At 48.2% G+C, this 15004-nt stretch carries 11 protein-coding genes and 1 pseudogene; 7 read left to right on the plus strand and 5 right to left on the minus strand.

The window, feature by feature from the left end:
• Window positions 1-167: 167 nt before the first annotated feature.
• Window positions 168-1403, minus strand: coding sequence for a hypothetical protein (locus MRY17_RS18355; protein WP_243352648.1), 1236 nt, complete (start codon window positions 1401-1403; stop codon window positions 168-170).
• 301 nt (window positions 1404-1704) lie between these two features.
• On the opposite strand from MRY17_RS18355, the gene MRY17_RS18360 reads away from it, so the two are divergent.
• The 5 genes from MRY17_RS18360 (at window position 1705) to MRY17_RS18380 (ending at window position 9516) form a co-directional block, all read left to right on the plus strand.
• Window positions 1705-2763: a hypothetical protein gene (locus MRY17_RS18360; protein ID WP_243352649.1), complete on the plus strand. Its 1059-nt coding sequence runs from the start codon at window positions 1705-1707 to the stop codon at window positions 2761-2763.
• 732 nt (window positions 2764-3495) lie between these two features.
• A complete protein-coding gene (locus tag MRY17_RS18365; RefSeq protein WP_243352650.1) occupies window positions 3496-4545 on the plus strand; it encodes a ComEC/Rec2 family competence protein in 1050 nt (349 codons plus the stop codon).
• On the plus strand, window positions 4538-5866 hold the full coding sequence (locus tag MRY17_RS18370) for an ABC-three component system protein (RefSeq protein WP_243352651.1): 1329 nt from the start codon (window positions 4538-4540) through the stop codon (window positions 5864-5866). Before MRY17_RS18365 ends, MRY17_RS18370 begins: the two co-directional genes overlap by 8 nt.
• Window positions 5853-6395 (plus strand): ABC-three component system middle component 1, encoded by a 543-nt coding sequence (locus MRY17_RS18375; protein ID WP_243352652.1) that lies wholly within the window; start codon window positions 5853-5855, stop codon window positions 6393-6395. The genes MRY17_RS18370 and MRY17_RS18375 overlap by 14 nt, the downstream gene beginning before the upstream one ends.
• Window positions 6385-9516, plus strand: a complete 3132-nt coding sequence (locus MRY17_RS18380) for an AAA family ATPase (RefSeq protein ID WP_243352653.1) — start codon at window positions 6385-6387, stop codon at window positions 9514-9516. Before MRY17_RS18375 ends, MRY17_RS18380 begins: the two co-directional genes overlap by 11 nt.
• Window positions 9517-9684: 168 nt before the next feature.
• Here MRY17_RS18380 and MRY17_RS26700 read toward each other — a convergent pair whose 3' ends face one another.
• From MRY17_RS26700 to MRY17_RS18395, 3 genes are all read right to left on the minus strand, one after another.
• Window positions 9685-10089 (minus strand): hypothetical protein, encoded by a 405-nt coding sequence (locus MRY17_RS26700; protein WP_243352654.1) that lies wholly within the window; start codon window positions 10087-10089, stop codon window positions 9685-9687.
• A 999-nt stretch (window positions 10090-11088) separates the two neighbouring features.
• Window positions 11089-11778: a hypothetical protein gene (locus MRY17_RS18390; protein ID WP_243352655.1), complete on the minus strand. Its 690-nt coding sequence runs from the start codon at window positions 11776-11778 to the stop codon at window positions 11089-11091.
• 53 nt (window positions 11779-11831) lie between these two features.
• Window positions 11832-12218: a hypothetical protein gene (locus MRY17_RS18395; protein WP_243352656.1), complete on the minus strand. Its 387-nt coding sequence runs from the start codon at window positions 12216-12218 to the stop codon at window positions 11832-11834.
• Window positions 12219-12657: 439 nt separating this feature from the next.
• Here MRY17_RS18395 and MRY17_RS18400 point away from each other — a divergent pair, with 439 nt between their 5' ends.
• Complete coding sequence (locus MRY17_RS18400) at window positions 12658-12942, plus strand: helix-turn-helix domain-containing protein (RefSeq protein WP_243352657.1); 285 nt, start codon at window positions 12658-12660, stop codon at window positions 12940-12942.
• A gap of 834 nt (window positions 12943-13776) precedes the next feature.
• Window positions 13777-14373 (plus strand): annotated as a pseudogene (locus tag MRY17_RS18405) (mechanosensitive ion channel family protein); the annotation flags it as partial.
• A 43-nt stretch (window positions 14374-14416) separates the two neighbouring features.
• Here the strand turns inward: MRY17_RS18405 and MRY17_RS18410 are convergent.
• Complete coding sequence (locus MRY17_RS18410; protein WP_191952170.1) at window positions 14417-14974, minus strand: RBBP9/YdeN family alpha/beta hydrolase; 558 nt, start codon at window positions 14972-14974, stop codon at window positions 14417-14419.
• Between the last annotated feature and the right edge of the window lie 30 nt (window positions 14975-15004).

The raw sequence follows: 15004 nt of genomic DNA on the forward strand, positions 1-15004 counted from the left end.
AACCGGTGGCAACAACCTCTACGACAGCAACGGCAACGGCACCAGTGGATAACGCTGTACAGGCCACTTATCACATCACCTACATACAGACCTTTACTTTACATAAAATGGTCATGTGTTCGATACAGAGTAGCCGTGAGGATGACCCTGGACCTCGCCTGAACCAGTCACTCCATGAAATATGATCCAAGCCCAAGATTTGGATAGCTCCCGCTCGGGTTGTTGAAAACGTAGGTGCAGCTCTGGCCGACTTGAGGAGCTTCGTCTGTTTCGACCCAATCGGAATCACTGATGAATGCAATGCACGCCAGATGCTTATGACGATCGTTAGTCATCAACTCTTCGGAGAACACTGAGAGCAGGTTTGGCTGTACCTTGCATACCGCTATCATCCTATTGCTGTCCATCCCTTCAAGACGTATGACCAAACAGCCAGGTCGCTTCCCACTCATCTGTTTTCGAATGGCGTGTTTTGCAGAATCCTCCCACGCTTTCAAAGTGCGGTGGTCTTCCTCACTCGCGACTGTCAGCAGAACACAAGCAAGTTTCGGCGTGGTGGCGATAAGTCTCATCGACTCCATCACCCCCGCATGGTTCTGGACGTGATTGCTGAACAGTTCAGCGAGATGAGCTTGATCCTTGATTTCGCCCGGCGCGAATGGCTCAATCGAAAGCTTTTCCAAGGAAAACAATCCATCGCCGCCAACAGCATTATTGTGGATGGCAGCGCAAACTTTATTGCGCAAATCCTTCAACTCGGTAGTTGCTGTGGGTAGTCGCTTTGGCACTGTGATCGAGACGCCAACCATTGCGCCATGAGAAAGTGTAGGGGATAGCGATGTCAGGAGTTCTGCCAGGAAGCCCATGGCCTCTTTCTGTGGAATTCTCAGACCCTTGTCAGAAGAGAACGACTTACATTCGACCTCAAAGGCATCCTGGCCCCCTCCACTAGCAAGAATATCGAAGGTGTCAACGCTCTTAGGAGTCGCCTCAGGCCATTCTACTGTGAGTCCTCTGCGGTGGAGGCCGATCGCCACATGCAGTTCAAGGACCATCGCCCGAAGATCGGTCGGGTTATTGAATGCACCAGCAACTCGACCTGCGAGGCTGCTGCGACCAGACTGGGCCTCAGCATCACAAAGGGAATTAACCTGAATCGCAAATGCCATGGCGGCCTTCACAGCTTCCCATGACTCGATCTCCATTGCCCCAACACCAGCATCGAACCAGGTCAGGCCATAGGCGATATAATTTTCGGCGATCAGGAGTTGGGTCGAAATGGGCTTGGCTTTGATCTCGTGTTTCAAGCTCTGTGTACGCTTGAGCCAAGGTTTTTTTGGAAGTCGTGTGACCAGCCGGGCATAGATCAAAGGAAAGTCATCAGCGTACATTTCGGTGATCATAGGCATACCGGAGCTTGGGGGGTCGAAAACGTACACTAGGAGAAGCAGCCGCGCACGCACAGTGCAATCCTCAGATGCGGAATCATCATAGCCGATCGGCATTGCGCCATTAGTGTTTAGACTGAGCCCCCAATGGCTCGTATCGGCCAGAAACGGGAATCGTCTCTACAATGGTGCCCTGACTCTGAACGAGACGAAGGTAGCGTACAACCTTGGCTACAGGTAGAGCGAGCAGAACTGATGGCTTGGTAGTTACGCTTCTGCGTAAGATCAAGCGTCCAGCTAAACAGGGAGATCTGTAATGAAATCATTGAGGCGACACCGCGACCGCCTACCCATTTTGGGTTGCTGGCCACAGCAGTGGGTCAAAGATGACACCGTCTGGCATATGTTTGAGTTACAACTGAAGCCGGACGGAAATGTTGATTGGTATCTTCGTCGGGATGATGTTGCCCATGGCGGCTATGGCCCGATTACCTATCAAAATTACGACGCGGCCGTGAACGAAGCCAAATCTACAAATCTTCTGCTTAAATATACTGTAAACGATCTTGCGTTAAATTCTGAACAAGCCGCTTCGATACGTTTGAAAGTGCAGAAGGCGCTGACGGCTGAAGAGCGGCTGATGAGCGAGGAAAGGCTCATGTTGATGGAGGCTATCAAGCGTCATGCGGCGGACCCTAGGCCTAGACTGGAAGACCTGACGGTCTTGAATGGTAGCGACGTTCTACGAACAGAGCTGCATAAACGCCTACTGCAATACCCCTATGTGCAGCTAGTTTTTTTGGCGCGATACGGTTCACTTCTTGAATGCGAAGGTAACTTCACTTGGCGCAACATTGGAGCTAATAGTCACAGGGTAGGCATCTACGCTTACCGCGAGAAAATCGCGCGAGGGTTTGGGATGAGTGGTACTGACCACTGGGGGCAAACCAAAGCTGCAATTCGCGATGCGCTTCTTCCGCGCGCAAACAAGTTGCTACACCTTGCCAGCGTGAAACTGTTGCTCGCAGATGCGTTGCGTCGAGGGCAGCGGGTTTTGATCGTGGGTAGTTTCGTGTTCTGGTACGAAAATGGCACTGTTCCGCAGTGGGTAGTGAAGCAAGTAGGTGCTTCGGGTAAGTCCGAGACTGGAGAGGCGATGTGGCTTGAAGGTACGATACTATCCAAGAACCATGGCCGAATCGTTGTGCTGCCTTACATCAAAGAAAACGGGGAGCGAGTGCAGGGACATACCAAAAATGCACCTCATGACGGTAAAGCTCTACCGCGTCACCGGAATGACTACGTCGAACTTCCATTTGAAGTTCTGAAAGGGGATTTAATGTACAGCCTATTCGGTGAATTAAATTACGAATAATAGATTAGTAGCGAAAAAAGATTTGACTAAGATAACCATTGATAAATTACGACAAGGTCGCTATCTGCCGATTACAGCCGGAAGCAGATAGCCGCTTTAGCCCCATGGCGAGTGAAGACCCAAATTATCCTTCAAAGAAAACGCCCCTCAGACATGCGCTTCGATGAAAATATGGGCAGCCACAGTCTCGGCTACATCCGAGATCTCGCAGTGCTTTCTCGATATACAGTCAAGACATACTAACTGCTGCGGATCACTCGTAGGCTATCTGCGACCATCGGGGCCGCCTCCTCCGACCACGAAAATGGCGACGTAAATGCACTGGCACCCGCATGTTCTACAATCGGAAACTTTTGCAGATTTCATCCTTTAGCTCCATCAGACGGCCGCCAGATCATCGAGCCCAATCACCTCCCCACGCCCAGCACTAGGCTTTAGTCAGTGATTTAGTATCCCGAAGCTTGTTTTCGCATCGCTAGAAGTACGCGTAGATTGGCAATGAGAGGCCTAGCTTCAAACCCACTGGTTACCAGGGCGCTGAGTCAAAAATCGAGACGTCTAAACCTAGACAAAATTCGGAATGTATTGCCAATTTTGAAAAAATGAGTTAACAGAGAAAGGCAATCCGCCAGCGCTCTGCGCTTAACGTTGCCTAGGTTAGGGATAACCATTCTCAGCTCGCATTGCTGTGCATGCCGTTACTCTAGCAAGGGGCTCAGGGAAGGGAAGACTATGCCAGTTAGCGTTCGCGTGTTGAAAGCGTTTCACGGCGATTGCATATTTATAACCGTTGAGTTAGGAACAGTCACGGAGAGAATTTTGATCGATGGGGGTCCACAGACTACCTTCGGAGCCTCTCCACAGGGAGAACTCAGAGCCCTACTTAATGAGCTAGAAGCTCAGGATAAAAAAATTGATCTTGTCATACTCACTCATGTTGACGATGACCATATAGGTGGCTTGATAAAGGCTTTTGAGGTCAACGACGGTCTGAGCAAGCTTGCACGCAAAGTAATTTTTAATTCTGGGCGACTTATCCACGAACACTTCAAAGTCCCGATAGACCCTAGCAAAGAAATATCAGGAAATTTCACCCAATCCAAAAACACCTCAATTACTCAAGGGAACACACTAGAGCGATTACTAAAAAACCTTGGGGTATGGCATAAAAGCGTAATAAAGCAAGGTGATACAAACTCTCTTGAAAGCTGCGAGTTAATATTTCTAACACCTAACGAGGGGGAGCTAAAGAAACTGCTTGCAAAATGGGAAAAAGAACAACCAAGCCCCTTCACCTCTGCGTCAAACACCGATTGGAAAAAGAGCTACAAAGAGCTTCTTGAGCAAGACACATTCAAGGAGGATAACTCAACAACAAACGGTAGCTCTATCTCTTTCATTCTAAAAGTGGGCGAGCAAAATTTTCTTTTTTTAGGTGATGCTCATCCGACCAGTATCATCCAAGGTTTAGCAACGCTGGGATACGACTCCAAAACCCCTATCAAAGCGGAAATAGTAAAACTTTCGCATCACGGTAGCAAAGGTAACACCAGCTTTGAACTACTGAACGCAATAGACTGCTTGAACTACATAGTTAGCACTGATGCAAGTCGACACAGCTTACCAAACAAGACAACTTTTGCACGAATTCACAGTAAAAATTCAAACTCAGTGATATTCTTCAATTATAAATCAGTAATATCAAGCATTTACACGAATGAAGAACTGACTCAGTTGAGAGGTCATGTCATGGCACTACCTGGAGAGCTGAGCTTTGCCTGAGCAAATTGAAAAAATACGCTCGCATGTTGTGATGGTTAACGACGGAAGCGGCGTACTAATCCAACCAGCGTTTGGCGACCACAGCTACATACTCACTGCCAAACACGTGCTGGAAACTGATGAGAACTCGGGAGAATACCATGGCATCAGTGAAATCACCGTAATAGGAATGAACGGAGATACAATTGATTTAGCAGAATGTGTACTCAGCACTGATAATGACATTGCAATATTGGTCACAAGTACTAAGCTAGACTCCAACCTGCAAATTGCAGTATCAAAACCGGAGAGAAACAAAAGAGTCCTTTATTACGGATATCCTGCTACCCGTCGGACCCTAGAACCTCGGGATAAATTAAGGGGGTACCCAGGGCAAATCACTGAAGTTGAAGGAGACAGATTTTCTTTAGCACTTGACGGAGAGCCACTTTGGGGTGAAGTAGCTGGAGCCTCTGGCGGGGGCGTATTCGTCGAGATTGGGGGGGATATTTTTCTCCAGGGAATTGAGTCGCGAGTCGAAGGCGTTGTCGACCGTGAGTTTCATGGAAGGGTGATCTGTACTCCCATAGCTATGGTCGAAAAGATCATCTCGGAAGCAAGGCTCGAAAAGATACACCCTCCATCTATGACTAGTTTTATTGGGCTAGTAGACAAGACATTCCGTTGCTTCGCACAAGCCGAAGACCCGAACAACCTTATATTCCTCATAAGTCAACTTCAAGAGCGCGGATACCTGCTCAGTTCAGCGAATGGAATAAACCCTTTTACGCTTTATGAAAAGTTCAAGAAGAAGCTATTAGTCAACGATTGCCCAGAGCAGAATCTTTACAATGAGGAGCTTTGGATAGCATATTTTGAGTTCTTAATAATCAGCTGCTTAATAGATGATATTGAGTTTGACTCTGTCGATTTTTCGTACATTGACGAGAACTCCACCCGACGAAGATTTTTGTTTTCGACAGATCAAGAAAACTGGGTGTGGAAGCTGATGGATATCTTCCGATCCGATTTTCGAGGACTTAAACGCGGCGGGAAAATTGTAGTCAGCAGTGGGGATAGCGCCCCAAAGCATGAAGCTCGCCCGTCGTCTTTAGAAAGGGTTGTTGTTGATATCGGACGCAGACAAAAGAGTGAAATCATGGTCGACTCGGGAATCACAAATCCAGCAATTGACTTTAAAGTTTATAACTTAACAGGCTTACATAGACTTTGCGTAGTGAATGACGACGAACAATTCTCTGAGTACTACGCCGGGAACGAGCAATACGGAAATGTAGAATTAATGGCCTTAGTCAAAGAACTCTATAATGCATATATCTAAATCTGCGCAAAGCATCGAGTTTTTATCAGCACAGTTCCCCCGTGCCGCTTTTTCTTTGTATAGGTCAGAACCAGAAAATTACATTAGCTGTTTTGTTTGTTGGATCAAAGACGAAGCCGACCTGCTGTTCTTATGGAAAAAAGTAGCCAGCGTCATCGCTTACGAATATCAGAGCGAACTGGAGAGTAAATTTGATGCATGGAATATATACCTTGCATTTGTAACCCCATCCAGCATTGCTAAAACTACAAAATATGAGATTGAGAATGACAAATTCTCTATGCGGAAGCTTGTAGTTTCAGAAGCCCAAAGTACTTTCGACCCTGAAACGCATTTAAATAATGAGATTTTAGGTTCTGATTTAAAGCTCAGCCCCGTATTCTCATATTCTCCTCGAATAGATGAAGCGGAAGTAACCCAGTTACAAAATATTTTAAATCAGCTGATATCAGATAAGAAGTCAAACCCAACCCTTTCTTCGGAAAACGTTCTCTATTTGGCAAAGTGGATTACCGACAATGAAATTTAAATCTGTGGATATTGTAGGTTTTCGTGCATACGCTGAGGAAGGAGATGGGACATTCGACTTTACGAACGCAGATGGCAAAGTCTCGAATTTTATTTCCCTATATGCTCCAAACGGGTTTGGGAAAAGCTCTTTTTACGACGCCATGGAATGGGCAATAACTAATAATATCGGTCGCTATATCCGAGATAGCCAGCGCACAAGTAATGATTCGGCATCACTCTACTTAAATACGAGCGAGTCATCCCAAAGAATACTCAAAAATCGGTATATTGATGAGAAAGCTCCATCGTACGTAAAGGTACGCACAACTGGAAACAAAGACTTTGATCGTACGGTCAGGCGTCCTGCCGTGGGACAGCGCGACTACACATATGACCCAGCGCGAACAGACAAAACGACTAAACATTTAGCAGACATTTTCTTATCACAAGATGCAATTGATGCCTTCTTAAAAGAAGAACGTCCGGAGCAACGTTATGATCGCTTCATGGGAGCCTTTGGAGGGAATGACGAAAAGTATCGCAACAGTCTATTTACATCAATTAGGTCCTGTAGCCGAGAGCTAAGACTGCTCAGCGATACAATATCATCCCTTGAAGAAAATTTACTCGAGCCGACTTTGGAATTTAGCGTCGACGAAGTCAACAAGGCTATAGCCGAAATAAACCTCGGTGGCGGCAGCTTTCCTCAAATTGGAAGTTCGTTCTCAGAACTGGAGCAAACTACATTACTATCACTGTTCTCGAAACGCGTAATAGAATTAAATACGGAGTTAACGTCTGTAGCTCAGCAGAGTCAGGCGGTTGAATACTGCGTGGGAAGTCTGCCTCAACTTACACAATATCGTGATCACCGTACCAAACTCAAATCTGACCTCACAAAAATCCATGCAAACCGAGATGACATTAGCTCTCTCTCTAAAGCGCTAGATACCAAAAGTAATTTAGAACAACGGCTTCGAAGCCTTGTTGATGAAACTCAGCTAATTTCGCTTATCCTGTCCAATCAGCAACAACTCACCCAGATCATTGAAAACATTGCCGACTATAAAGAGAAGATTTCTACAATAGACAGAGAACTCATCGACAGAAATATTTCTAATAATACGAGCACCCAGGCAGTGGAGTCGTTACGCAGTGAGCGAATCAATAATGACACACAACTGGCGTCTTTATTTGACGAATTTTCCAAAATCGAAGTTCAGTTCGCAGAAATTGATTTACAAGAAAAATTCATCCTTGCTCTCAATTCTAAGATCACCGAGTCAGAGAGGCGAACTACCACTGCGCACGCTCTAAAAAAATCACTACAGGAAGAACTCTCGAAGTATTCAAGCCTCACCGTGGGAAAATCGGTAATTTCCGACGATGCTCAAGCCCTGCTTAAGCCAGACCCCGCTTTTTTAATAAATTATCATCAGCACTTAGAGCAGAAGGACGACGTCCAGGAGCAAATCAGAACACTAGACGCGAACGCCAAAGACTTGAGCGGGCAATCCGCTGATCTTTTTTCTCTAATGAGCATGGCCAAAACCCTCTTATCAAAAACTCTATCTGATGCATGCCCGGTCTGTAACGCGCAATATGAATCACACACAGCTCTTTTGGAAAAAATCCAATCGAACGGAAGCATCGAAGCCGCGCTTCACTCGCTCTTAAAAAGCAGAGCTGACCTTGAGAAAAGACTTTTTCAGATTGACGATTTTCTTGAACGCGGGCACAACTATCTAACCTCTCTGAAATCAAATGCGGTCGCAAATATCAGCGAGCGGCTATCAAATGCGGATGCTGAGGTCGCCCGCCTAGATCATGGGTTGGAAGACATAAGGAATGAGCAGGCAGTTAAATCCGAAAACTTGCATAGACTCAGAGCAGGCGCTCGAAATCTCAGCAAGGAGGAGTACATCACTTATATAAACAATGCTGTATCCAGTATTAGAGCGTCTATCGTTAAAATAGACAAAAGCCTTGAAGAGGTTCTCGCCTCAAACAAAATAGCCTTTGAAAATACCGGTAACATAGCTTCAAACAGGGCTGAGATTCTGGCCAAACTGGAGGCCAACGAAAACGATGACACATACAACTTATACAAAGACCTGAAAGCAAAGTACATACTTCAGGACGGAAATATTGCTGACATCTTTTTACCAATTCACAACGATCTAACTGAAGCTCAAAGCACCCTACACAAAGAAATCACCGCAACATCCGACACAGTTACACAGCTTCGAAATACTCTGGCTAAGTCAGAGGAATATTCATCTGAGCCTCCGCTTCTAGAAAAATTAGTTTCGCTGACTGAAGAGTTACGTCAGGTTGAAGATGCAGCGACGCGAATAGAGGCGCTCCTTAGCCCTTTTGTTAATGACTTCAGCGCACCTACTGAATCACTACACAAAGAATTGCAGATCACAAAAGCTGATCTGGATAAAAAAACATCTAACGCTTCGGCCTCATTGATGCTCACTAACATTATTGAAGCTCAAATCGAGAATGTCTTACCTTTCTTTAAATATAGAGAGCTGAGGACTAAGATTGAGTCAGACAGGGACACAAAAAACCAAATCGAGACTCTATCTATCTTGCTGGATCGTGAACTGAAAAAAGTTGAGGGCAAACTGAAGGAGCGTATCGACAAATTTTTTTACACCGACCTAATCACATCTATATATAGAAAAATAGACCCTCATCCATTTTTCAAAATCGTAAGATTTGAATGCATGTTTCCAAATGAAGATAAACCTAGACTAGAGGTATATCTTTATGAAGATGAGCTGAGCCAGCCAATCTCCCCAGCGCTTTACTTCAGCTCCGCACAGTTAAACATACTTAGCCTCAGCATTTTTCTCGCAAAAGCGCTGCATATTGAGCATGACGGTGATCCGGTAAGGGCGATACTAATTGACGACCCCATTCATTCAATGGACTCGATCAACGTCCTTTCGGTCATAGACTTATTAAGAAACATATCCATTAACTTTGATCGACAAATAATCCTCTCGACACATGATGAAAACTTCTACGAACTTCTTAAACTCAAGGTACCAGAAGAACAATTTGGATCAAAATTCATAAAGTTTAAGTCGTTCGGAGTTGTGCATGCCGATGGTAATAGCGATTAACTCCTGACAACGCTCCGAAACTTAACTGTACACGCCGCTCAGGTTGCTTGGGCGGTGTACGTAAAGTTTTTTCATATATTTCGTTAGCAGATAACTGTTAGCGCAGAAGCGAGTCAGCCTCCTCGCCAAATCTTGAAATTACGCTTGCGGGTGATCACCTCGTTGCTGTCAATCAGGAGCAGCTGCTGATTTCATACCGCGACCGAGGCTATGCCAAGCATGTTTTAAACGTAAGCGCTCCATAAACCCCACATTCAAAGCACTCAACTGATCCCCGATGCTGTGCTCCTGATTCCTTTCAGGAGCCAGCACCTGATGATGCGAGCCGACGCCAAAATCGAAAAAGTCTATCTCTAGCCCAAGCCCGTGGACTTCTGAAAATCCATCGACGGCCTCTCCGCATTGGTCAAGCTGGATATAAAAGTGGCAGCGTTCGACCCGGTACTTTTCGTTTTCCTCAACAGATCCCGCAACAGCGGGAAGATTTTGTAATGGGAGCGCAACGGCCTCTGCCTTTGGCTCAAGCGCCTGAACGTATCTGATTACACGCGATGCTTGCAAATAGCTCGACAACTTAAACTTACTCTTTTTGAGCCTTCAGAATGCCGTCCGCTAAGGAAATTGAATACTCCGTCGACGTTAATTTGAAATCCGACCCGGTATTGGGTCAAGGCCCAACGATCCCAATCAATGAAAAAGCGCAAACGGTTGCTGCTTTCCGACCGTAATACAATCGCCCGGCTCCCATTTGAGATTATCATGATCACTTGCATCAGGTACTCTCGAAAGCAATGTGCTAATTATGCATATTGCTTTTTTATGCCTAGGCTGCTACGTGGACCACTTTGGGGATCCGTATCTACCCGCGAACTCCTTCCATGAGCACTGAACGTGCCCCAATCGCAGGTCAACATTGACCCATCGGATTTCATTCCATCGCAGCTCATCCGCAGCCAGCAGCGAAACAGTAAACGATCTAAGACTTCGTAAAAATTCGGGCATTTCATAGGGCTAACCACGTCAGGCCGTTTTGATGCTGCGCTTGAGGGGGTGTGCTCTTTGCGATTCCTAACGTCTTAACGTTCATCCGGGTCTACCTGAACGTTGTACTCTCGCAGTAAATCGTTAATGGCGCCAACAATCCTCGGCTCTCTGATCAACTCCAGAGTGGTGTAGGACACAGCAACGGCAATCTTCATCGCCTCCAGTGCCAAGCTCATTGGATCGAAAGGCCAAATTTGAATCCGACTAACGGTCTCATCCCTAAACGCGAACGACTCGACTACGATGATGGATGACGAGATTTGACCCCAGCGCTCAAGGCTAACCCCATATGTTCGTTGAGGTCGGTCAGCGAGCATAGTGTGCTTGTCCAAAAAACTGTCGCCCACTTGAGCGCAACCCTCCGGATCGAAGTTCTTGACATATACATCGGTGAGACGCGGCGATGAAACGCACGAGCGAAGCACCGGCCATGGGGTTCGACCGTCATTCAACGTATACTCCTCGCTGAAATGATGGAGCAGTCGTCGCAAAAGGTCTGGGTGATTAGCCATTATGAGGGTTGAGCAGTCAGTCATTTTTGAGTTCGCTTGTGCCAAGCCAATCGCGAGCAAGCCCATGAAGCAGTTCGATCAGCTTTTGGTACTCAGCTAGCGTTCTAAGTTCGCTGGGTGCTTTGTTGCCAAACTCAGGGTGCCTCTGCTGCCACCAGCGCTCTGTCATCTCCCTGTGTGTGGTGTAGAGATCTAAGACTCGGACGATCACATCTGTTCGAATATCAGCGATCACTCGCTCTTCACTTTCCGCGACGGCTGCACGGCGAGGCTCCGAAGGGTTGGAATCGAACAAAACAGTCCGCTTATAACTACCCCAGTGTCCATCCACATCTCCGCTCAAAATATTGCCAGCAACGGTCTCCACCAGATAGCGTGGGAGGCCTCGCTTAGGTTTGAGCCGCGTAATCCGAGTTACGCGCCCTAAGCCGTAAGCTCCCTCATGCGCTGAACCAGCATCAGTTGGAGACAAAACTTGGATTGTGTCAATTGATACGCCCTCCTCTTTCCCACTCAAGACTCGGTCGAGCAGCGCTAGACTTGAGGTCATCATCATCCGATGCTCTGGGAAATCTGTGAGGCGCGCGCCCAAGTAGCAGGCTTTCGCGCAGTAAAGTTCGGAGTCCAAAGAATGCAAGACGTAGTTGTAGAAAGTTTCGCTAGAGACACCACCGCCCGAGGGCACTTTAAAGTGGGTTTGAAACACGACATGGATCCTCATCGCTTAGAAGTTGGGATTAGCTGCCTCACCGAAACTGCTCATCCAGGATTATCAATACGGCAATGCTCACACAGCACACGGACCCAGCCATTTGTGCCGCGTTCTAGCACGCCCTTGTTACCACACAACTCGCACGTCACGAATGACATGCCGACAGCTGTGTCGATCACGCCGTTGCTGTAGTCATCAGTGCCGGAAAACACGCACCTCAGAATTCCCATCTTCTGTTTAATTTGTGTAACGACGATCTGTGGCTTGCCGGTTGTTTCTACGTGCAACTGAAGTTGCCTGCACATGGCAGCTATCAGAGGAGCCCAGCCATCTCCGCAGTGAATCCCCCAAAGGTAGTCGTCAGGGTCTGATTCTTTGATATCGAAGATTTTAGGAAATTTGGACAGTAGAGTGCGTTCAAGATTTTCGTTCACTTGTAGTTCCTGTAACGACAATTATATTGACACTTTAGTGGTTCGAAATAGCTAAAACTATTTGATTGCAACCACTGGTAGGCATACACACAATTTGATCAAACAGCAGCCCCAACTGGATTCTTTCAGGAGTCCAGCGGCAATGGACCGAGCAGGGACCAGGGTGTCGGAATCCCCTCACCTATTTCAAGAGGCAGTTCAGCAGACTCGAAGCCGCGCAGGACCTTCTAGATTGGCAAGTCTGCTGAGCCGTTGCCTTCGCGTCCGGCTATGCCTGTACAACCGATTGCAGCACAGCCGTTTGGGCCGCGCAGCGACCAAAGCACTTCAAAAACCTATCATACTCGACATTTACAAATGACCACAATAGTGGTCATTTCGAAGATCCTAGCCTCCTTTGCGTTTAAATGCCAGTTTTAGTAAAGCTGGAGCTAGCCGTTTGAATATTGATGAGGCTTTCGGAGCAGTGCTTCGGGAGCTTAGAGAGCACCAAGGCCTAACCCAAGATGCTTTCGGGACTGCCGCGTCGCGCCAGTACATTCACCGCTTAGAGAAGGGGGAGCACTCGCCTACGCTCGATAGGGTTGAGCAGATTGCCCAAGTGCTGGGGGTTGATGCTGTGGTGCTGATTCTGTGGGCGTACGACAAGGTTAGCGAAAAGCCGGTAGGACACACTGCAAAACGAGCGACCCAAGCGCTGGCTAAGCTGATTGATGACCTGTGATTTCGCCCTTGATCCAAGTACTTCAGGCATATCCGCGTCAGTTCGATCAGACGGAGCTGATTTATACATTGGCGCTCAAGGTCAAAATCTTGTTTTATTAGATCTGTTGGGGAGATCAAAAAAATCATCGCTCCGCTTTCAACGCAACCCTGCCGTGAATATTACGTAGCAGCCAAGGTTGGCCAGCAAACGCAAACTGCTGCTGACCACACTGACATTTGCACGCTTCCAGGGCACCAACCCATCAGCAGGGGCGTGATCATTTCTAATGCCGCGTGACAGATATGTTTTAAAGCCAATAGCAATGCCGATATTCGCGATGCTCGGGGCCTTCTGCTATGAACCACCTGGGCCAACGGCGGGGCATTAATATATTGAAAACCATCAGGATAGACCAAGTTAGGTGTTAACCCTTTATGTCGTGCGCGCCCTCTGTCACTTATAAAAGCTCACAAGAATTCACTCAACCACTGTTTGCGCTTAGGGATGGTACGAAAACGGCTGCTGGCGATGGGAGAGGTGCGCCTGTAATGCGGAAAAACGCCTTGGAAAAGTTGCTGTTTAAAGGAAAATCGATGAGTTAACAGCGCAAAAACGTCTGATCGGGCGAGGCTTTTTGAAGCCCAGGCCATGAAGGCATCAAAATCGAGGCCTACTTCAGACCTTCCTTAGAGAAATTCACCGAGCTTATTATGCGACTTTTGCAGCGAGGAATGAGGTGTTTAGCTCAAAGGGTGTCCATGCAAAGGTGGAAAAAATAGACATTCTGATTTTTTCTCTAACTGTATGATTTATATAAAAACTCTATGTCCATGTCTCCCTCCTCACTCACTAATACAGAACTTCGACAAGACCATCGTCTCCATTCCCACCTGGCGCCTGATGTCCGAGTCGTTCAAGAACTGGCGCGGCATGCAGCAATCCGGCGGACGGCGCATCAAGCGCAGCCTGTTCATCGACGCCAGCGGCGTGCGCTTTTTGCGCGATGACGAAGAAGAACGCATGACCCAGGTGCACCTGCTCACCGGTTACATCGGCCGCAAGCAGGCCGAACTCAAGGCCTGGAACGAGGCCCAGGGCCACAGCGCGCAACTGTCGGCCAACCGCCGGCGCATGACCAACCTGGGGACCTTTCGCGCCTATGCCCTGGCCTACCTGCAAAGTCACCCGGACATCCAGCCGAACATGACCTGCATGGTGCGCCAGATGCAGACCACCGCCCAGGGCGTGCCGCTGGAAATCTACTGCTTCACGCGCACCACGGCGTGGGCGGACTATGAGCGGATCCAGGGGGATATTTTCGATTATCTATTGGCGGTGTTGCCGGAGTTCGGCTTGAGCCTGTACCAGCAGCCGAGCGGCACGGACCTGCGCGGCGGGCTGTTTGCGATGACGCAGAATGCCAGGGCCGCGGAAGCCCTGGAGCATTGAGCAACTGAGCTGCGAGGGGCTTGAGCGGCCCCTCGCAGTGGCGCTACTTAAGCTGGAACTGCGGGTCACCGGTCAATTGGTAAAGGTGTTCCACACCCTTTGGCCAAGGCCCGTACCCCGCGTCGCCGCTGATATGGCCGGCGTCCTGCTCCCACACCAGTTCACTGCCCCATGCCTGGCCGAACGCTTTCGCCCGTTCCTGGGTGACGTAGGGATCATTGGTGCTCGCCACCAGGATGGTGCGAAAAGGCAGGCGCTGCATCGACATCGGAGTAAAACCGGTGGTGCCCGACGGATACGAGTCCGCCTCGGTATCGCTTGGCGCCACCAGCAAGGCGCCCTTCACCTTGTTCGACTGCGGATACTGCGCCGCCCAGCGCGTAATCAGGGTAATCGCCAGGCTGTGCGCGACCAGCACAACCTCGCTGTCAGCCGCCTCTATCGCCTGATTCAGGCGCGCCACCCAATCGGCAGCGACCGGTGTTTCCCAGTCCTGCTGCTCCACCCGCTGCAACCCGTGGAACTGACGCTGCCATTGCGATTGCCAATGGGCTTCACCGGAGTTGAACAGGCCCGGCAGGATCAAAACGCTGACTGTCATCTTCCTTCCTCTTCAAGACCTTCAAGCCAG

Source organism: Pseudomonas orientalis (assembly GCF_022807995.1).
Lineage (GTDB): Bacteria > Pseudomonadota > Gammaproteobacteria > Pseudomonadales > Pseudomonadaceae > Aquipseudomonas > Aquipseudomonas orientalis_B.

Coding starts and splice junctions, on each gene's coding strand:
- MRY17_RS18355 (WP_243352648.1), bottom strand. CDS start 1,403: ATGATCACCGAAATGTACGCTGATGACTTTCCTTTGATCTATGCCCGG.
- MRY17_RS18360 (WP_243352649.1), top strand. CDS start 1,705: ATGAAATCATTGAGGCGACACCGCGACCGCCTACCCATTTTGGGTTGC.
- MRY17_RS18365 (WP_243352650.1), top strand. CDS start 3,496: ATGCCAGTTAGCGTTCGCGTGTTGAAAGCGTTTCACGGCGATTGCATA.
- MRY17_RS18375 (WP_243352652.1), top strand. CDS start 5,853: ATGCATATATCTAAATCTGCGCAAAGCATCGAGTTTTTATCAGCACAG.
- MRY17_RS18380 (WP_243352653.1), top strand. CDS start 6,385: ATGAAATTTAAATCTGTGGATATTGTAGGTTTTCGTGCATACGCTGAG.
- MRY17_RS18410 (WP_191952170.1), bottom strand. CDS start 14,974: ATGACAGTCAGCGTTTTGATCCTGCCGGGCCTGTTCAACTCCGGTGAA.